This window comes from Pseudahrensia aquimaris (assembly GCF_042676045.1).
Taxonomy (GTDB): Bacteria; Pseudomonadota; Alphaproteobacteria; order Rhizobiales; family Rhizobiaceae; genus Pseudahrensia; species Pseudahrensia aquimaris.
The window spans coordinates 84,809-104,021 of the sequence record NZ_JBHTJV010000025.1 but is presented as its reverse complement, the minus strand read 5'-3'; the positions used below and the strand labels follow the sequence as shown (position 1 = coordinate 104,021).

Here is a 19,213-nt window from a genome sequence, read left to right as displayed (position 1 = left end):
GCCTGCGGAACGTTTTTTATGGCTCAGCTACAAATCGTCTATTGGCGTGATATTCCAGCGCAAATCATGGTCAAAGCAGGACGCCGCAATCAAGCCAAACGTGAACTCTCCCTGCGCTTTACCGAAGCCATAGACATGGCCGCCATGCGCACGGGCGCAGCAGAGACCGACGATTATCTGGCAGAATGGCGACGCGGTGATCCGCAAGAAGTTGGCGATGATCTGGAAGCCGAGGCTGAAAAGGCGACGGCTGCGATCGAGGCTGAGTACGACAAAGAGCGCCTCGTCGCGCTGGTTAAGAACGGAGGCCGCGAGGCATGAGCAAACACATTTCAGCTTCGATGGAAGTCTCGGCCAAGCACGTCCACGACGGCAAGTTGCAGGCAGGCATGTTCCCCCATGGCACCCGCGTCTACATCACCGATGTTGGTGTCGATCCGGTCGCCGACATCATCAAAGCCACACGCGCCATCACCGATATGGGCTACCATGCCGTGCCCCACATTCCCGCACGCCGCATCGAAAGCCAAAATGCCTTGGAAAGCCGTCTTTCCGGCCTCGTGAACGAAGGTGGCACGAACGATATCCTGGTCATCGCAGGCGAAGCGGACCGCCAGATGGGCCCGTTTTCGCAATCGCTGGAAGTCCTTCAATCCGGCCTTGTGGACAAGCTTGGAATCGCCCACGTCGCCATCGGCGGCCATCCTGAAGGCAACGCAGCCTATAGTGGCCGTGATGTTATGGAAGTGCTGAAAGAAAAGGTAGCTTTCGCAAGCCAGATGGACGCCGAACTTCGGCTCACCACACAATTCGGCTTCGACGGCCCCAAATTTGTCCAATGGGCAAACGATGTGAAAGCCGCAGGTATAGATGCGCCAATCCATTTGGGTGTTGCTGGCCCTGCCAAGATCACAACGCTGATCAAATATGCAGCCATGTGCGGAGTGGGCAATTCACTCAATTTCTTCAAGAAGCGCACCAGCGCCATTGCAGCGCTTGCCACAAAACACTCACCAGAGGACGTTGTGAAGCCTATTGAGGCATCATGGGCATCGGGCGAAAACAACATTGCCCAATTGCACGTATTCCCCTTCGGCGGGCTACAAGCCTCTGCCGACTGGCTAAAAGAGCGCGGCTCTTTCGCGCCAGCCGAAAACGCAGCCTAACTTGCCAGTTTCAGGTGATGCGATTGCGCAATCGCATCGCTTTCACCCTGAAAGGCACGGATTGTATCGGCAGCCAGATCGATGCGGTTCATCGTGTAAACATGGATTGCCTCCACACCGTTTCGAGCGAGATCAGCGACCTGTTCACTGACCAGTTCCCGCGCCAAAATCGTGTGATTTTCGCGATCATCACCACAAGCAGCGAAACGTTCACGCATAGTTTGTGGAATTGCCGCGCCGCACTGCTCAGCAAAGCGTGCAATCTTCTCAAAGTTTGTGATGGGCATGATGCCCGGTACGATTTCACGATAAAACCCGGCTCGTTCTGCCCTATCGCGAAAGGCGTAAAAGTCCTCGTTATCGAAGAAAAATTGCGTAATCGCCCAGTCAGCTCCGGCCTCCTGCTTTGCCAACAGCACATCAAGGTCGCTCGCGTCTGAACCCGCAAGCGGATGCACTTCGGGGTACGCAGATATGGAAATATCGAAGGGGTGCAGACCCTTAAGCACACGAACGGCATGGGCGACCGACTGGAAACCCACCAGTACCCCATCCCCGTCTCCTCGTATCACGACGAGCCGCCTGACCCCGCGCTGCCACAAATGATCGGCATGGGAGAGAACAGCATCCCTGCCCTGAAATCGAGACAGCGATAAATGCGCAGCTGTTGGCACCTCGTTTAGGTTCTGCAAGCGTGATGGCCAATCCAGACTGTCGCTAACATCGCTACCACCAGCGCCGAAAGTAACGGTTTGATAGGCCGGTTTGAACCGCGCCAGCGCATGAGCGGCCGTCATCAGAGCACGCTCTGCCGAAATCGATTTCGGCGGGAAATACTCAAGGCTTACACGGGCTTTCGGGAAGAGAACGGGGCTGGACATACATGAACTCCTGAGGCTGTGGAGCATCAAGAATGATATAAAGATTTCGTTATGTCAATATGGACATAAGTTTTTCTTTATGTCATTCATAGGCATCTAATCACACCGTTCTCACCACCATTCCAAACGGAAAAGTGGGTGTCGCATTTGGAGTGGTGAAATGCCCGCAAGGCGTTGAAAGTCTCGCACGAACAACATTCAAGCCGCCGCGCGCGCAGATTCGGGATCGAACCAATGACCAGAACAATCATTGCCTCCGCCACCAAAGAAATCGCCATGGGTTTCGACGAAAAATTCTGCGTCATCGGTGAGCGCATCAACCCGACAGGCCGCAAAAAGCTGGCCGCGGAAATGCAGGCAGGCAACTTTGATACGGTCAAAGCCGACGCATTGGCCCAAGTCGCGGCCGGTGCGACGATGCTGGATGTGAACGCGGGCGTCACCGCCGTGAACCCCAACGAGACAGAGCCACCGCTTATGGTGCAGACGCTGGAGATCGTTCAGGAACTCGTGGATGTGCCGCTGTCGATCGATTCGTCCGTCACCGCCGCCATCGAAGCAGGCCTGAAAGTTGCCAAGGGCCGCCCCTTGGTGAATTCGGTTACAGGCGAAGAGGAAAAGCTGGAAGCCATCCTGCCGCTCATCAAGAAATATAACGTGCCGGTCGTCGCGATTTCCAACGACGAGACGGGCATTTCAGAAGACCCGGACGTCCGCTTTGCCGTCGCCAAAAAAATCGTCGAACGCGCCGCCGATTTTGGCATTCCCGCCCACGATATCGTGGTTGACCCCCTCGTCATGCCAATCGGCGCGATGGGAACGGCAGGAAAGCAGGTCTTTGCTCTTGTCCGCCGCCTGCGCGAGGAGTTGGGCGTAAACACCACTTGCGGCCTGTCGAACATCTCGTTCGGCCTGCCCCACCGCCACGGCATCAACGCAGCCTTCATCCCCATGTGCATCGCATCCGGCATGACCAGCGCCATCATGAACCCCTGCCGCCCGCAGGAAATGGAAATGGTTCATGCGGCGAATGTCTTGGCCGGAAACGACCAAGACTGCACCGAATGGATCATGAATTACAAAGACCACGCAGCAAACGCAGCCTCTGGCACACCCAACGCTGCTCCGGCAGCCGCAGGCCGCGCAGGCGGTCGCCGCGGGGGACGTGCCGCGCGGATAGGGGGCTGACTAGCAGTTTGACCCACCAAACCTCATGCGAAGCACATACCGACAGATGAAATGGCCGACGAAAGCGCTTCCAAGGCCAATCAATACGAACAAAGACAGCCCAGCGGTTTTGGAGAAAGGATTGAACCACAGAAGCCAGAGCCAGCTGAACAACGTCATGATGAGCAGATAACGCAGATCGAACAGTGCCCGTTGACGGATAATCTTCTCCCAACCGTATGGAGAAAAGAAACCGTCATTGTAGCCATTCAAAGGGTGATCATGATGCTCTCTCAGCCCTTTTTCGGTCTCGGCATCTGCTCTCTCAAGAATTGCCAAAACCGACGCAGCGCAGATGAAGGCCGCGATCAGGCAAAGAGCTGCGGATAAAACATGGGCTTCCATAACGGAATGGTAGGACACGAAATCTAAGAATGGGTGAAAGAAGCTAAATCTCCATGTCAAAAACCGACCCCCTCATCATCTTCACCCCCAGCGGCAAGCGCGGCCACTTTCCTGTGGGCACGCCCATCCTTGATGCGGCGCGAGAACTTGGCGTTTACGTCGAATCCGTTTGCGGCGGACGGGGCATTTGCGGGCGCTGTCAGGTGGCGCCGGAATTTGGACACTTCGCCAAGCACAAGATCGAATCCAAGGCTGATGCTGTCTCCGATTGGACGGCCAAAGAGGCCCGCTACACCGACAAGCGCGGCGATCTGCCGGAAGGCCGTCGCCTGTCCTGCTCAGCCACCATCCAAGGCCCGCTGGTCGTCGATATTCCCGCCGACACGGTCGTGAACCAACAGACGATCCGCAAGGCCGTCGACACCCGCGACATCCACCGCAACCCAGCTATTCAGATGTGCTATGTCGAAGTCGAAGAGCCGGATATGCACAAGCCGCTCGGCGATCTCGACCGGCTGAAGCTGCAACTGGAAGAAGAATGGGGCTTCGCCGACCTGCTGGTCGATCAACAGGTAATGCCGCAAGTGCAGAAAATTCTGCGTAAGGGCGATTGGGCCGTCACCGCCGCCATCCATCAGGATTTGGAAACATCGCGTCCTACACTGGTCGCGCTGTATCCGGGCCTGAAAAACGAAGCCTACGGCATCGCCTGCGATATCGGCTCCACCACCATCGCAATGCACCTCTCGTCGCTCCTGTCCGGCCGCACGTTGGCATCCGCTGGCACGTCAAACCCCCAAATCCGCTTCGGCGAAGACGTGATGAGCCGGGTCTCCTATGTGATGATGAACCCGGATGGCCAAGAGGCCATGACGAAAGCGGTGCGCAAAGCGGTCAACGATCTGATCGGGCAAGTCTGCGCGGACGCAGACATAGACCGCGAAGATATTCTAGACAGCGTGTTCGTGGGCAACCCGATCATGCACCACCTGTTCCTCGGCATTGATCCAACTGAACTCGGCGGCGCGCCCTTTGCGCTCGCCGTTTCCGGCGCAGTTCACACGTGGGCAACGGAAATCGGGCTGGAAATGAACGCTGGCACGCGCGTCTACATCATCCCCTGCATTGCAGGCCATGTCGGTGCAGACGCTGCCGCTGCCACGCTGTCCGAAGCACCCCACAAGGGCGAAGGTTTGTCATTGATGGTTGATGTCGGCACCAACGCCGAAATCGTGCTGGGCAGCAAAGCGCATACGCTCGCCTGCTCATCACCGACGGGCCCTGCCTTTGAAGGCGCGGAAATCTCTTGCGGCCAACGCGCCGCTCCCGGCGCCATCGAGCGCGTGCGCATCGACCCCGTGACACTGGAACCGCGCATCCGCGTGATCGGTGCTGAAATGTGGTCCGATGAGGAGGGTTTTGAAGAGGCCGTCGCGGGAACGGGCATTACCGGCATTTGCGGTTCCGGCATCATCGAAGTGATCGCAGAGATGTATCTCGCTGGTATCATCGACGAAGATGGCGTGATTTCCAGCAGCGGCACAGCTCGCAATCCGCGAATATTCGAAGATAAGCGCACCTTCTCCTACAAATTGTGGGAAACCGCCAGCGGCCCGGATATCACCATCACTCAAACAGACGTCCGCGCCATCCAAATGGCGAAGGCAGCACTGTATGCAGGTGTCAAACTGTTGATGGAAAAGCTGGACACAACAACGGTAGACCGCATCAGTCTCGCAGGCGCGTTCGGCACGTTCATCGACCCCAAACACGCCCTTGTCCTCGGTCTCATTCCCGATTGCGAGGTCGAGAACGTCTCCGCCGTGGGCAATGCCGCCGGAACTGGCGCAAGGATGGCGCTGCTCAACCGCGATCACCGCCGCGAAATCGAAGAAACCGTGCGCAACATCGAGAAAATTGAAACCGCTCTCGAGCCTAAATTCCAAGAACATTTCGTCAACGCAATGGCTTTCCCCAACAAGGTCGAGAAATTCCCAAAACTCGAACAGAGCGTAACACTGCCGCCGAAACGCGCGGCGAAGGACGACAACGGAGACGGCAACCCTTCAGGCGCTCCACGCCGCCGTGGCGGACGCCGCCGCGCGGCCTAAGCCTTATCAATGCGGCTCAAACTATTCTGTTTGCGACCTGCACTTTTCCTGCTAAGAGCAACAAACGATTGATCGCTGAGATACGATTGAATGGACGGTTTGGAAAGCCACGAAGAACCCAGAGCGGCGCCTCCCAGCCCCGATATCCAGCGTTCTTTTGTATTTTTTCTGGTTCCAGATTTCTCCATGATCGCCTTCGCGACAGCCATAGAAGTGCTGCGCCTGGCCAACCGCATGATCGGCTACAAAACCTACTCATGGCGTCTCGCATCACAAGATGGCGAAACCGTCACCGCCTCCAACAGCGTCGAGGTTTCAGTAAACACGTCTCTTGCAGATGAGCGCCGGCTGCTCTCCGGCAAAGATCGCCCGTCGATGGTTTTCATCTGCTCCGGCGTGAATGTAGAGAAGTTTGACAACAAAGCCGTTCACGGCTGGCTGCGCGAAGAACACAATCGCGGCGTCGCCGTGGGTGGCCTTTGCACCGGCGCGTATATACTCGCCAAAGCCGGCCTGCTGAGTGGTAAGCGCTGCGCAATCCACTGGGAGAACCTCCCCGGATTTGCCGAAGCTTTTCCTAAGGCGGACGTTTATGCAGATTTGTTTGAGGTAGACGGCAACATCTACACCTGCGCGGGCGGCACAGCAGCGCTCGATATGATGCTCTCGCTGGTGGCAGAAGACCACGATGAAAACCTCATCAACGCCATTTGCGAACAGGCACTCACGGACAGAGTGCGCGGCCCCCATGACCGTCAGCGTCTGCCACTGCGCGCGCGGCTAGGCGTTCAAAATGCGCGTATTCTGTCAATCATCGAAATGATGGAAGCCAACCTCTCCGAACCGCTAACGCTGATCGAAATTGCAGATCATGCTGGCCTGTCACGCCGTCAAATCGAGCGCTTATTCCGCCAACACATGGGGCGTTCACCGGCGCGCTATTATCTGGAAATCCGTCTCGACCGCGCCCGCCACCTGCTGCTGCAATCCGCACTACCTGTGGTTGAGGTTGCCGTCGCTTGTGGCTTTGTTTCCGCATCGCATTTCTCCAAATGCTACCGCGAACTCTACGGTCGCTCTCCACAACAAGAACGCGCCGAACGGATGGCACTGGAAGACAGTTGAGGCGTTCTCATCGGCGGTTCTGGTTGAGCCGGTTCTGTATTGAAATGACCTTGGCCCGAGTGGCATCAGATGCCACTTCCTCCCCCGCAATCGGATAACGGGAAAACTGGTGCAACGCATTTTGCGGCATCGGTTTGTCGAGCAGGAAACCCTGAACCTGCTGACAACCCTCAGAGCGAAGCAGTTCGATGTGCTCGCGCGTTTCAATGCCTTCGGCCAATGTCGTTATGTTGAGATAACCGGCAAGGCTCAGGATCGAGCGCACAATGGCAAGATTTTCAGGCGACTCTGCCGCCCCTTGCACAAACGAGCTATCGATTTTGAGTTTGTCGAATGGGAAGCGCACCAGATAGGAAAGCGACGAATAACCCGTACCAAAATCGTCCAACGCGATCGAAACGCCCAATTCACGAAGATTACGAAGCAATTCAAGCGTTGTTTCAGGATCATTGATCAAAACGGATTCCGTCACTTCCAATTCCAACCGTTGCGGCGGAAGACCGGATTCGTGCAAAGCGTCCAAGACACGCTGCACCATCTTAAAGCTGGTCAATTGCTTACCTGACAGATTGACAGACACCTTCATGTGAGCTGGCCAACCCGTAGCGTCACGGCAGGCTTGTCGAATTACCCAATCACCGATGTCATGGATCATGCCGGTCTCTTCCGCCAGCGGAATGAACTTTGCGGGCGGCACCTGCCCACGGCGCGGGTTGTTCCAGCGCACCAAGGCTTCAAACCCGATCACACGACCATCTTCGATTTCTGCCAGAGGCTGATAGTGCAATTCCAATTCGCCATTGGCCACAGCCGATCGTAATTCGCCCTCCATCGCACGACGTTCGCGCAAGGCTGTATCCATATGTTCAGCGTACAGCTTAAAACATCCACGACCGTCAGCTTTGGCGCGATAGAGTGCCAGGTCAGCAGCATGAATTAATCGTTCGGCATTGTCCGACACGCGGTCTGCCATAGCTATGCCAATGGATGTGCCGATCATTAGCTGATGCCCATCCGTCGTGAAGGGACGCTGAACGGCGGCAATGAGTTTTTCGCTAATGGTCTCGATATCTTGCAATCCACCGGGTGCCTCAACAAACACGGCAAATTCATCGCCACCGAAACGCGAAGCGACACCGTTAAGGCCAACCACTTCGCCGATACGTTTAGCGACTTCAATCAGCACGCGATCACCAATTGCATGGCCCAATGTGTCGTTAATATTTTTGAATTTATCGAGATCCAGATACAAGACGCCGAGAAATTCTTCTGAACTACGCAGGCTGCCAAGGCGGCTGTTCAGGCGGGTGGTAAATTCGGTGCGGTTGAACAGGCCGGTCAGGTGATCTTGCCGCGCCAATTGCGCCAACTTCAATTCGGCTTCCTTACGGTCGCTAATATCAGAGCAAACGCCTTTGTAACCGGCCGGATTTCCACGAGCGTCTTTCACGCTGTGACCGGAAAACACCCACCACTTGCGGCCAAACGGCGAAGAAACACAAATTGTTATCTCGCGGAACTGTTGGCGCGAAGCAATCAGCTGACGCAAATTTTCTTCGTCAATAACATTGGCCCGGCGGCGTTCAACCTGCGGAATATCCTCCATCAAAGTAAGGATTGTCATCGTCTCCAAATCCACCGCATCGCGGCCAGAGACTTCGCAGAACCGTTTTGACGGGTTGCGGAAAAAACCATCGGCGTTCGTTTCCCAAATCCAGTCGCCGGAATTGTCTTCAAACTCGCGCAGCAACAAGCCGATAGTTTCAGCAGAATCGCGCACCTGATGCTCGCTCAAACACGATTCGATATAGCGCTGCCCCTGCTCGCGAACAGATTTCATGAGCGCATAGCTGTAATTCACCAGCAACATACAACACACGAGATAGACCGGGTCAGAGTACTGAACCATCGTGACGAAACAGCCGATACCGATGGATAAGACCAAGACATTCGATGCTGCCGAAACATAAGATAGCGCCAGCGCCCCACCACCCATCATGCCCGCAACTACGCAGGTTATGAAAACCCGCTCTGCAGTGTTGGCGTCGTGGAAGAACATGAGCGGCAACGCGCCCCACACCATGCCAAGCACCATAGCATTTCGCACGGGCTTGCGGGTCGAGCGGGTTGGGCGCGGCGTCAAAACTTTGCCAAAGTGCTTACGATGCCCCCAAGCACCAACCAGCACAACGCCAATCGCGAACACCGACCAGATGGCCAGCAACACAGGATCGGCGCTTCCGTTCAGCACAAAAATGGTCAAAGCAACGTTGAGCGCCATCGCGAGCAGCATCGGCGGCGTTGCATTCATTGTAGCAGCGGTCTGGTGACCGCGCAGCATGTCGCCGACTTCATCGTTCGGCACAAACCGTGAAATCTGATCGGGCGCAATCAGATCCCACAATTGAGCTAAAGGCTTCATAACCTGCTTTTCCAACCCTCATGGTCTAGCAGCGATTATGAGCAAGCAGAGTTGCCTTTACGTTAACCAGATAATTAAAAAACCGCCGAAGCTGGGCTATGCGGCGGTTTTTGTTTTGCGATGCAATGCAGATCAGACGTCGGCGCGCAGACGCTCATTTGCAGGATCAAACGGGCTTTCTTCCAGTACGGTCGCCTTATAGCGTTCGCCGAGGATTCGAATTTCCATATTGGTTCCGATTGCCTCAAAACCGGGTTTTACCATTGCCAGCGCCAGAGATTTGCCAGTGCGGAAGCCGAAACCACCGTGGGTGGCACGACCAACCAGTGTGTCGCCTTGATAAATCGCTTCGGAGCCACGCGCATCGGCATCCTTCACACCGTGCACTTCCAGCGTCACGAATTTCCAATCATCACCCTTCTCGCGGCGTGCAACCAGCGCCTCTTTGCCAACGAAATCCTTGTCCAGCTTGATGAAGCGGTCGAGAGCGGATTCAAAGGCAGAGTATTCAATGGAAAGCTCACGCGGTATAAGGCGGTAGGATTTCTCAATCGCCATAGCCGTCATAGCCCGGATACCGAATGGCTTGATGCCAAACTCTTCACCAGCCTCCATCACAAGATCCCATATCTTGTTTTGCATCTCAATCGGATGGTGCAACTCCCAGCCCAGTTCACCGACAAAGTTCACACGCAGCGCATGAGCGGTTGCGGTGCCAACGCTGATTTTCTTGCCCGACAACCAACCAAAATTGGCGTTATCGAGCGGCGTGCGCGTGAGTTTCTGCAAAACCTTGCGAGCGTTCGGCCCGGCCAACACCAAAACGCCCAAGCGCTCGGTCAACGGCGTAAGCGTGACCGAACCGTCAGCCGGCGCATGGCGGAACAGTACGTCATGGTCATGCGCCTCAAACGCTCCAGCGGAAACGAGATAAAAGCGCCCCGGTTTCCACTCATAGACCGTGAATTCCGATTTAACGCCGCCATGCTTTGTCAGCACATGGCAAAGCGCGATGCGCCCCTGCTTTTTTGGAATTTTGTTAGCGAAGATCGATTCCAGCCAATCCCGCGCACCGGGACCAGATACCTCCATCTTGGCAAATGCCGACATGTCCAACAGGCCACAGGATTCCGTGACGGCCTTAACCTCATTGCCCACATGCTCGAAATAGTTTGAGCGGCGGAACGACCATTTCTCGCGGATACGGCCTGTATAGTCGGCAGGCGCATGGTTTTCTGTGACCAACACATCGGCACCAACGCCAATTTCGTCAGCAGGCAGTTCATAGCCTTCCGGCGCATACCAGTTAGCGCGCTCCCAGCCATAGACGGAACCGAATACAGCGCCGTGCTGTTTCTGACGCTCATAAGAAGGCGTGGTTTTCAGTGGACGACCAGCGGCACGCTCTTCGTCAGGGAAGTGAAGGGTGAAGACGTTGGCGTAAGCCTCTTCGTTCTTCTCGATCAAATAACCTTCGGTCGCATAGGGGCCGTAGCGGCGTGGGTCGACGCCCATCATGTCGATGGTCGGTTCACCGTCGACAATCCATTCAGCCAATTGCCACCCTGCCCCACCCGCAGCTGTAATGCCAAACGAGTGGCCTTCATTCAGCCAAAAGCCCTTCAGACCGGGTGCCGGGCCAATAATCGGATTGCCATCGGGCGTGTAAGCGATAGCGCCGTTGTAGACCTTCTTGATGCCAGCCTCACCGAAGTAAGGAACCCGCTCCACCGCAGTTTCGATATGCGGCATGAGGCGATCCAGATCTTCTTGGAACAGCTCGTATTCGCTCTCATCATCCGGCCCATCAATATAGCAGCACGGTGCGCCTTTTTCGTATGGCCCAAGAATGAGCCCACCGGCCTCCTCACGCATATACCACTGCGAATCACTCTCCCGCAGAACGCAAAGTTCTTCGCCGTTGCCAGCACGGAACTTCTCGATCTCAGGATGGGCTTCCGTGACTATATATTGATGCTCCACAGGAATGACCGGCACATCGAGGCCAACCATTTCGCCTGTTTTGCGCGCGAAGTTGCCTGTGCAGGAAATAACGTGCTCACATTCAATGTCGCCCTTGTCGGTGGAGACAACCCATGTGCCATCGGGCTGCTGCGTGATCGCCGTCGCTTTGGTGTTGCGGTAAATGGTGCCGCCCAAGTCCCGTGCGCCTTTGGCAAGCGCTTGGGTAAGATCAGCAGGCTGTATGTAACCGTCATCAACATGCTGGATAGCGCCAAGTAGACCGTCTTTTTCAACATAGGGCCAGCGGTCGGTGATCTCCTCAGGCGTCAATTTCTTGACATTGATGCCAATCGTTTCAGCGACGCCCATGTAGTATTCATATTCATCCCAGCGATCCTGCGAACGGGCCAAGCGCACGTTGGAAACCTTGCGAAACCCTGTATTCATGCCGGTTTCCTTCTCTAACTCTTGATAGAAGGCGACCGAGTATTTGTGAATTTGTCCCACCGAATATGACATATTGAACAGCGGCAGCAGGCCAGCAGCGTGCCATGTGGAGCCAGAGGTCAATTCCTTGCGCTCAAGCAAGATTGAATCCGTCCAGCCCTTTTTGGCCAGATGATAAAGCGTGGAGACGCCGACAACGCCTCCGCCGATAACGACTGCGCGCGCTTTGTTTTTCATAGGGTGGCTCCTCGCACCAAAAACGTGGCCCAGACGTCAGGGCCGATCTGTCGCAGACGCTATCGCGCAACGCCCGCGCAGAGGCTGTTATTTGCGACATAGGCAACCGTTTGCGCGACCGTCCAAGCCGATGAAACGCTGGAACAAAGCCTTCGAGCACTGCCTCCCTCGATAGCCCTGAGAAACCATGTCGCAAATTGTCTCATACCCTGTGGACTCTGCCACACCGCTTGTGTGAGACTGTCAACGGAATGCCAAGGGAGGAATTTGTGCAGGGTAAAGCTAGCCGCGCGTCGGCAAGTGCGATGCCGGGGGCCACTCGACACCCATTCCAACGAGCTATCCAATTGTTGTCACGACCGGAGGAACATATGTCTGACACTAAAATACATCCAAAACTTCCAGCGCTTGCGAAAGACACGCTCAATGGCGACATGAATCGCCGCGAGTTTCTCGCAACCGCTTCAGCGCTCGGTGCATCCACCGCAGCAGCCTATGCCATGATCGGACTTGCCGCGCCTGCTAAAGCAAACGCAGCGGCGCACGCAAAAAAAGGTGGCACAGTCCGCATGCAGCAGGAAGTTCGCGCGCTGAAAGACCCGCGCACTTATGACTGGTCGCAGATCGCAAACTTTGCACGCGGCTGGCACGAATATCTGGTCCAATACAACAACGACGCAACTTTCGAAGGCAAATTGCTGGAAAGCTGGGAAGTTTCTGACGACGCCAAGACCTACACACTGAATGTCCGCAAGGGCGTCAAATGGAACAATGGCGACGACTTCACAGCCGACGACGTGATCCGCAACATTGAAGGCTGGTGTGACAAGTCTGTAGAAGGCAACTCGATGGCTGGCCGCATGGCGACGTTGATCGATGAAGCAACGGGCAAAGCAGCCGCTGGCGTCATCGAGAAGGTCGACAGCCACACTGTGAAGCTGAACCTGCCGCGCGCAGACGTTTCGCTGATCCCCGGCATGTCGGACTATCCGGCAGCTATCGTGCATTCGTCGTTTACGCCCGAAACCGCCCTTTCCAACCCAATCGGTACCGGCCCATACAAGCCCGAATCGCTTGAAGTCGGCGTTAAGGGCGTTCTTGTTCGCAACACCGACCACACGTGGTGGAACGAGGGCAACGGTGCATTTGTCGACCGTTTCGAATTCATCGACTACGGCACAGAACCAGCCGCTTGGGTGGCCGCAGCCGAATCCGATGAGGTTGACACGACTTATTCGATCGAAGGCGAATTTATCGAACTATTCGAGCAGCTTGATGGCTGGCGTCGTGACGACATCGTCACCGCATCCACCATCGTTATCCGCCCGAACCAGCAGGCTGAAATCGATGGCAAGAAGCCCTACGCAGACGTTCGCGTTCGTAAGGCCATTCAGATGGCTGTCGACAACAACGTGCTTCTGGAACTCGGCATTTCCGGCCTCGGCATCGTGGCTGAAAACCACCATGTTGGCCCGATGCACCCAGACTATGCCCCAATCGGGGGCGTGAAGTTTGACCCCGAAGGTGCGATGAAACTGATGACCGAAGCCGGCATGGCCGACTACGAGCACGAGATCATCTCAATCGACGCTGGCTACCGCAAGGATACGACGGACGCCGTCGCAGACCAAATGCGCAAGGCTGGCATGAAAGTGAAGCGCACAGTGCTTCCAGGCTCTACTTTCTGGAACGATTGGGCAAAATACCCATTCTCATCCACCAACTGGAACCACCGTCCACTCGGCGTTCAGGTTCTTGCTTTGGCCTACCGCTCAGGCGAAGCGTGGAACGAGTCCGGCTTTGCAAACAAAGAGTTCGACGATCTTCTTACACAAGCACTTGCAATTCCTGACGTTGAAAAACGTAAGGAAATCATGGCTAAAGTGGAAAAGATTATGCAGGACGAGGGTGTCACCATCCAGCCATACTGGCGCGCTCTGACCAACTTCTCGAAAGAGGGCTTGGGCGGTTCCGCACACCACATTTCGTATGAGTATTACCCGCACGAAATGTACTGGAAAGCCTAAACGCTAGCCGGAATAATTCGGGAGGCGCAAAACCGCGCCTCCCGTTTTTGTTGTCTGAAATCAAGACCGGTTGAGCGCACCGAAAGACTAACTGCTTGTCCTTACAATAACGGAGCATGGCGTATCATTTGCGCCGCCCATGCACCGCTCCGCTGTTGTAAAGACAAACCATCGCAAAACCGTGGAGGCGGCGGCGCGACAGCCTGAAAAACAGGCGGCTTGAACTCGCGAGAGAGCAAGCAATTGGGGAGCGACATGGGTAGTTTTTTAATACGGCGTATCGGTGTGATGCTGCTGACGGCTTTGTGCCTCACCTTCGTGGTCTTCTACCTCACCAACCTTGATCCCAATCTGGAAAAACTCGCCAAGAGCGAGGGCAACCAGCGCATGACCGAGCAGCAGGTTGAGAACTGGCTGCAACGCAACGGCTATCGCCAAGGCATTTTCCGGCAATATGGCCAATGGCTCGGCGTGGCGCCCGGCTTCACACGGACCACCGACGACGGAAAAATAGCGGGACGCTGCATTGGCCGCTCGCCAGTAGAGCCCGATCAAGCAGCCGACGCGTCAACCTATTGCGGCCTGCTACAAGGGTACTGGGGCCAATCGACAGTGTTCAAAGAGCCAGTCGGCGGCATCATCTTGAAGAAGCTGGGCCTTACCGGCTGGCTGATGTTCTGGGTGATGATCGTTATGGTTCCTCTCGCTCTGATAATCGGTGTGTTTGCAGGCATGCGCGAAGGTTCCAAGACCGACCGCACGCTCTCCACATTCTCGATTTTGACGACATCAACACCGGAATACGTCTCCGGCGTTATTCTCATCGTCGTCTTCGCATCGAACCTGACGGGCCTGAAATGGTTTAAAGGCACAGCAGCGTCAGCGATGGACTCCATCACCTTCACCAACTTTACCCTGCCCGTCATCGCGCTTGCACTTTACGGCACAGGCTACATCGCCCGCATGACCCGCGCTTCGATGACTGAAGTGATGACAGAGCAATACATTCGCACCGCGCGGCTCAAGGGTTTGGACTTCCGCTCGGTCGTGCTGAAACACGCACTACGCAACGCGCTCATCGCGCCGTTTACTGTGATTATGCTTCAGATACCATGGCTGTTGACCGGCGTTGTGATCATCGAGACGCTGTTTAACTACAAGGGCTTTGGCTGGACGCTGGTTCAGGCCGTGGGCAACAACGACATCGAACTGATGATGGCCGCTTCCGTGGTCGCCGTGTTCGTGGTTCTCGTGACGCAGCTGATTTCTGATATTGGCTACGTCTTCCTCAATCCACGCATCCGCGTAGCGTAAGGGGCGATGATCATGGAACGTCTTACCGGACTTGAAATAACCTTCCAGGTTCTGGCGCAGTTTACGCCGGTCTGGATTGGCCTTGCAGTCATCCTTTTCCTATCCTTCAGCTTCCGCTCGCGGCTTGGCCTTTATGGCAAACTGATGGAAAGCCCGATTGGTGTCACTGGCTTGGTACTGGTGCTCTTCTGGGTTCTCACTGCCATTTTCGCAGACCAAATCGCCACCTTCGACGCGCTCGATCAAATATCGGGAATGAAGAACAAGAAGCCCGGCTGGCCCGTTCGCGGCCAAGAGGGTGCTTTCTATTTGCTGGGTGGCGACAACCTAGCCCGCGACGTCTTCTCCCGCGTGGTGCAGGGCTCCCGAGAAGTTCTGATCATTGCACCGGCTGCAACGTTGTTCGCCTTCATGGTGGGCATCACGCTTGGCCTGCCAGCCGGTTTCTTCGGCGGCAAGATCGACACTGTTTTGACCTTTCTGGCGAACCTTGTGCTCGCCTTCCCGGTTATTCTGCTGTTTTTCTTGCTGGTAACACCGGAAATTCGCGCCGCCGGACCGGAATATGCCATCTGGGGCGGGAAGACATGGGTCGCCTCGGTGCCAAACATCATGGCACTGGTTCTGTTCACCTTCCCCATCGCCTTCTTCTGTATCCTGTGGGTGTCGAAATATTCGACCCAACCTTCTAAGCTGACCTTGCTTCTAGCGCTAACCGCGATTGCTGGGATCTGGCTCTATACCGGTATGGTGTTTAACGCAGACCCTCTCGGCGTCCTGTACATGGACCCCAACCTGCTCAACATCTTCGTTTCAGTGGTGTTTGTGAACTCGCCAACCGTGTTCCGCATCGTGCGAGGTGTGACTATCGACATTAAAACCCGTGACTATGTCGCCGCCGCCCAGACCCGTGGTGAGCGCCCCTGGTATATTATGCTTTGGGAAGTGCTGCCCAACGCGCGAGGGCCACTGATCGTCGATTTTTGCCTGCGCATTGGCTACACCACAATTTTGCTCGGCACGTTAGGCTTCTTTGGCCTCGGCGTATCGCCGGAAAGCCCCAACTGGGGCCAGACCATCAACGAGGGCCGCAAGCTGCTCGCCCTCTATCCGCACCTCGCCCTGCCCCCCGCGCTCGCGCTCATGTCGATGGTTCTCGGCCTGAACTTGCTGGCCGATGGCCTGCGCGAAGAAAGCCTGAAGGATTGATCCGATGCCAGACCCGATGAATCGTGATATGCAAACACCCGTCCTCGAAATCGAAGACCTCAACATTTCCTTCTTCGTTCGCGCCGGTGAAATTCCCGCCGTGATGGATTTCTCGTGTAAGGTCATGCCCGGCGAAACCATGGGCCTTGTGGGCGAATCCGGCTGCGGCAAGTCCACCGTTGCGCTCGGCATCATGCGCGACATGGGCAACCGGGGGAAAATCGTAGGCGGCTCGATCAAGTTTCAGGGTCGCGACATGGGAGAGATGTCGGAAGAGGAATTGCGCGATATTCGCGGCTCCAAGATCGCCATGATCTATCAGGAACCGATGGCGAGCCTGAACCCCGCTATGAAGATTGGCCGTCAGTTGATGGAAGTGCCAATCATCCATGAGGAAGTGAGCGAAGAAGAGGCCTACAGCCGTTCGCTCGCAATGCTGGAATCCGTCAAATTGCCGGACCCTGCCCGTGTTATGGAAGCCTACCCCCATCAGATTTCCGGCGGCCAACAACAGCGCATTGTCATCGCAATGGCATTGCTGTCCAAACCTGATCTGCTGTTGCTGGACGAGCCAACGACTGCGCTTGATGTGACGGTTGAAGCCGGCATCGTGCAGCTTATCAAAGAACTCGGACGAACCACCGGCACATCCATGCTCTTCATCAGCCACAATCTCGGGCTGATCTTGGAAACCTGTGACCGCATTACGGTCATGTATTCCGGTGAAGCGGTGGAAACCGGCAGCGTCCACGAGGTCTTCGATCGGATGCGTCACCCCTATACCCAGGGCCTGTTCAATTCGATACCCCTGCCCGGCGCCGACAAAAACTCGCGGCCGCTCATCGCCATCCCCGGCCAGCTGCCTCTGCCCATGGATCGCCCCCGAGGCTGCAATTTCGGCCCCCGCTGCGATCACTACGTTGAAAGCGTCTGCAACGCCCACGAAATCCGTATGCAGCCGATACCCAATGAAGACCGTCACTTCTCCCGTTGCGCTCGCATCAGCGAAATCGACTGGAACGCAGAACCTGAACGCAATGTTGTAGAGGCGCCGGTGGAACCCGGCAAAGTCGTTTTGGAAATGAAAAGCGTCAAAAAATACTACGACGTCGCGGCAAACAAGATATTTGGCGGCGGAGACACCCGCACTGTCAAAGCAAACGAAGAAATCACCTTCAACGCCCGTGAGGCCGAAACCGTCGCCATCGTGGGCGAATCCGGCTGCGGCAAGTCCACACTCGCCAAAGTCTTGCTCGGTCTGGAAACGGCCACCGAAGGCGAAGTCTTGCTGGACGGGAAAAACATTGGCGACAGTGAAGTCCAGTCGCGTTCCAAGCGAACAGTGGCTGCCGTGCAGATGGTTTTCCAAAACCCTTTCGACACACTCAACCCCAGCCACACTGTCGGCTCGCAGATCATGCGAACACTGGAAAAATTTGGCATCGGCGATAATGCCACTGCGCGACGAGACCGCATGTTGGAATTGCTGGACCTGGTTAAACTCCCGCGTGCCTTTGCAGAACGTATGCCGCGTCAGCTTTCCGGCGGCCAGAAACAGCGCATCGGCGTTGCACGAGCTTTCGCAGGCCAGCCACGTGTTGTGGTTGCAGACGAGCCGGTATCAGCGCTGGATGTTTCGGTGCAAGCGGCGGTGACGGAACTGCTGATGGAAATTCAGCGTGAAGCCAGAACCACAATGCTGTTTATCAGCCATGACCTATCCATCGTTCGCTATATCGCAGACCGTGTGGTCGTTATGTATCTGGGCCATATCGTTGAGCAGGGAACGACTGACGACATTTTCTCGCCGCCATACCACCCTTATACCGAGGCTTTGCTGTCTGCGATTCCCATTGCCGATACGAGCGTGCAAAAGAAACACATCGTGCTTGATGGCGACATTCCCTCCGCCATGAACCCACCATCGGGTTGCCCTTTTCAAACCCGTTGCCCGCGCAAGGCGCAGGTTCCCGGCGATTTGTGCGAGCGCGAGGTGCCCCCACAGCGCGAAGTTGCCGAAGGTCACTTCGTAAAATGCCATCTCAACGAAGACGTGTTTGCCGCAATGGAACCGGTGATTGTGTTGGGCGGCGAGAACCCGAGCAAATCAACGCCAAAAACCTCCACAAAGCGCAAAAAAATAACGATGTCGAAATCGACAGAAGTGCCGGCCGCCAAGGCAAGCGGCCTGCCAACGGGCGGCGCAGCGGCATTGGGCGGGCTCAGCGCGGCTGGCGCGGTTGCCGCCAAAACCTCGGCTCCGCGCCGACGCCCCGCAGCCAAGAGCGCGACTAAAGCTAAAATCAAATCAGGCGATGTGCCCCTGTCAGATGCACGTGCTCGCGCGGAGGCTAAAGCCAAAGCCAAACCCTCAGCTGCAAAAACGCGCACTGCGACAAAAGCGAAAGACAACAGCCCTGCTCGCATTCGTAAGCCAGCCAAGCCCGATGATCTGAAACTCATCTCCGGCGTTGGCCCGAAAATCGAAGGCATTCTAAACAGCCTCGGCGTCTACACATTCGCCCAGATTGGCGCTTGGAAAAAGGCCGAACGCGAGTGGGTAGACGACTATCTCAGCTTCAAAGGGCGCATCGACCGCGATAATTGGGTTGGGCAAGCCAAAAAGCTGGCTAAACAATCCGTGAAACAGGCCACCAAGAAGAAATAGGCTCACAACGCCGTAAAACTGTTGTTTACCTTAACAACACGTTAAGACGCTAGTTTCGTTGACTCTCAT

General features: G+C 55.9%; 13 protein-coding genes. 10 read left to right on the top strand and 3 right to left on the bottom strand.

What is annotated here, in order from left to right; all coding sequences use genetic code 11:
* The first annotated feature begins 18 nt into the window (after nucleotides 1-18).
* Nucleotides 19-321 carry a virulence factor gene (locus ACFQ14_RS14960; RefSeq protein WP_377213554.1) on the top strand — a complete coding sequence of 101 codons (303 nt, stop codon included), beginning with the start codon at nucleotides 19-21 and terminating at the stop codon, nucleotides 319-321.
* The gene (locus ACFQ14_RS14955) at nucleotides 318-1,166 is read left to right on the top strand and encodes a methylenetetrahydrofolate reductase (protein ID WP_377213553.1); all 849 of its coding nucleotides are present in this window, start codon (nucleotides 318-320) and stop codon (nucleotides 1,164-1,166) included. Before ACFQ14_RS14960 ends, ACFQ14_RS14955 begins: the two co-directional genes overlap by 4 nt.
* On the opposite strand, the gene ACFQ14_RS14950 is transcribed toward ACFQ14_RS14955, so the two are convergent.
* Nucleotides 1,163-2,047: a methylenetetrahydrofolate reductase gene (locus tag ACFQ14_RS14950; RefSeq protein ID WP_377213552.1), complete on the bottom strand. Its 885-nt coding sequence runs from the start codon at nucleotides 2,045-2,047 to the stop codon at nucleotides 1,163-1,165. The two genes, ACFQ14_RS14955 and ACFQ14_RS14950, sit on opposite strands and share 4 nt — an antisense overlap.
* A 234-nt stretch (nucleotides 2,048-2,281) precedes the next feature.
* Between ACFQ14_RS14950 and ACFQ14_RS14945 the strand changes: the two genes are divergently transcribed.
* From ACFQ14_RS14945 to ACFQ14_RS14930, 4 genes are all read left to right on the top strand, one after another.
* Nucleotides 2,282-3,235, top strand: a complete 954-nt coding sequence (locus ACFQ14_RS14945) for a methyltetrahydrofolate cobalamin methyltransferase (RefSeq protein ID WP_377213551.1) — start codon at nucleotides 2,282-2,284, stop codon at nucleotides 3,233-3,235.
* A 51-nt stretch (nucleotides 3,236-3,286) separates the two neighbouring features.
* Complete coding sequence (locus ACFQ14_RS14940; protein ID WP_377213550.1) at nucleotides 3,287-3,604, top strand: hypothetical protein; 318 nt, start codon at nucleotides 3,287-3,289, stop codon at nucleotides 3,602-3,604.
* A gap of 68 nt (nucleotides 3,605-3,672) precedes the next feature.
* Nucleotides 3,673-5,730 carry an ASKHA domain-containing protein gene (locus tag ACFQ14_RS14935; RefSeq protein WP_377213549.1) on the top strand — a complete coding sequence of 686 codons (2,058 nt, stop codon included), beginning with the start codon at nucleotides 3,673-3,675 and terminating at the stop codon, nucleotides 5,728-5,730.
* 90 nt (nucleotides 5,731-5,820) lie between these two features.
* Nucleotides 5,821-6,855, top strand: coding sequence for a GlxA family transcriptional regulator (locus ACFQ14_RS14930; protein ID WP_377213548.1), 1,035 nt, complete (start codon nucleotides 5,821-5,823; stop codon nucleotides 6,853-6,855).
* Between the two features lie 7 nt (nucleotides 6,856-6,862).
* On the opposite strand, the gene ACFQ14_RS14925 is transcribed toward ACFQ14_RS14930, so the two are convergent.
* Entirely contained in the window at nucleotides 6,863-9,277 is a 2,415-nt protein-coding gene (locus ACFQ14_RS14925) for an EAL domain-containing protein (RefSeq protein ID WP_377213547.1), read from the bottom strand.
* Nucleotides 9,278-9,409: 132 nt separating this feature from the next.
* Nucleotides 9,410-11,926 (bottom strand): GcvT family protein, encoded by a 2,517-nt coding sequence (locus tag ACFQ14_RS14920; protein WP_377213546.1) that lies wholly within the window; start codon nucleotides 11,924-11,926, stop codon nucleotides 9,410-9,412.
* A gap of 371 nt (nucleotides 11,927-12,297) precedes the next feature.
* On the opposite strand from ACFQ14_RS14920, the gene ACFQ14_RS14915 reads away from it, so the two are divergent.
* The 4 genes from ACFQ14_RS14915 (at nucleotide 12,298) to ACFQ14_RS14900 (ending at nucleotide 19,144) form a co-directional block, all read left to right on the top strand.
* Complete coding sequence (locus ACFQ14_RS14915; RefSeq protein ID WP_377213545.1) at nucleotides 12,298-13,953, top strand: ABC transporter substrate-binding protein; 1,656 nt, start codon at nucleotides 12,298-12,300, stop codon at nucleotides 13,951-13,953.
* Nucleotides 13,954-14,208: 255 nt separating this feature from the next.
* Nucleotides 14,209-15,267, top strand: a complete 1,059-nt coding sequence (locus ACFQ14_RS14910) for an ABC transporter permease (protein WP_377213544.1) — start codon at nucleotides 14,209-14,211, stop codon at nucleotides 15,265-15,267.
* Between the two features lie 6 nt (nucleotides 15,268-15,273).
* A complete protein-coding gene (locus ACFQ14_RS14905; RefSeq protein ID WP_377213543.1) occupies nucleotides 15,274-16,476 on the top strand; it encodes an ABC transporter permease in 1,203 nt (400 codons plus the stop codon).
* Between the two features lie 28 nt (nucleotides 16,477-16,504).
* Nucleotides 16,505-19,144 carry a dipeptide ABC transporter ATP-binding protein gene (locus ACFQ14_RS14900; protein WP_377213542.1) on the top strand — a complete coding sequence of 880 codons (2,640 nt, stop codon included), beginning with the start codon at nucleotides 16,505-16,507 and terminating at the stop codon, nucleotides 19,142-19,144.
* Nucleotides 19,145-19,213: the final 69 nt, after the last annotated feature.

Excerpts from the sequence above, each read along its gene's own strand:
- ACFQ14_RS14940 (WP_377213550.1), top strand. The coding sequence starts at position 3,287 with ATGGCCGACGAAAGCGCTTCCAAGGCCAATCAATACGAACAAAGACAG.
- ACFQ14_RS14915 (WP_377213545.1), top strand. The coding sequence starts at position 12,298 with ATGTCTGACACTAAAATACATCCAAAACTTCCAGCGCTTGCGAAAGAC.
- ACFQ14_RS14955 (WP_377213553.1), top strand. The coding sequence starts at position 318 with ATGAGCAAACACATTTCAGCTTCGATGGAAGTCTCGGCCAAGCACGTC.
- ACFQ14_RS14900 (WP_377213542.1), top strand. The coding sequence starts at position 16,505 with ATGCAAACACCCGTCCTCGAAATCGAAGACCTCAACATTTCCTTCTTC.
- ACFQ14_RS14945 (WP_377213551.1), top strand. The coding sequence starts at position 2,282 with ATGACCAGAACAATCATTGCCTCCGCCACCAAAGAAATCGCCATGGGT.
- ACFQ14_RS14905 (WP_377213543.1), top strand. The coding sequence starts at position 15,274 with ATGATCATGGAACGTCTTACCGGACTTGAAATAACCTTCCAGGTTCTG.
- ACFQ14_RS14910 (WP_377213544.1), top strand. The coding sequence starts at position 14,209 with ATGGGTAGTTTTTTAATACGGCGTATCGGTGTGATGCTGCTGACGGCT.
- ACFQ14_RS14920 (WP_377213546.1), bottom strand. The coding sequence starts at position 11,926 with ATGAAAAACAAAGCGCGCGCAGTCGTTATCGGCGGAGGCGTTGTCGGC.
- ACFQ14_RS14950 (WP_377213552.1), bottom strand. The coding sequence starts at position 2,047 with ATGTCCAGCCCCGTTCTCTTCCCGAAAGCCCGTGTAAGCCTTGAGTAT.
- ACFQ14_RS14930 (WP_377213548.1), top strand. The coding sequence starts at position 5,821 with ATGGACGGTTTGGAAAGCCACGAAGAACCCAGAGCGGCGCCTCCCAGC.
- ACFQ14_RS14925 (WP_377213547.1), bottom strand. The coding sequence starts at position 9,277 with ATGAAGCCTTTAGCTCAATTGTGGGATCTGATTGCGCCCGATCAGATT.
- ACFQ14_RS14960 (WP_377213554.1), top strand. The coding sequence starts at position 19 with ATGGCTCAGCTACAAATCGTCTATTGGCGTGATATTCCAGCGCAAATC.
- ACFQ14_RS14935 (WP_377213549.1), top strand. The coding sequence starts at position 3,673 with ATGTCAAAAACCGACCCCCTCATCATCTTCACCCCCAGCGGCAAGCGC.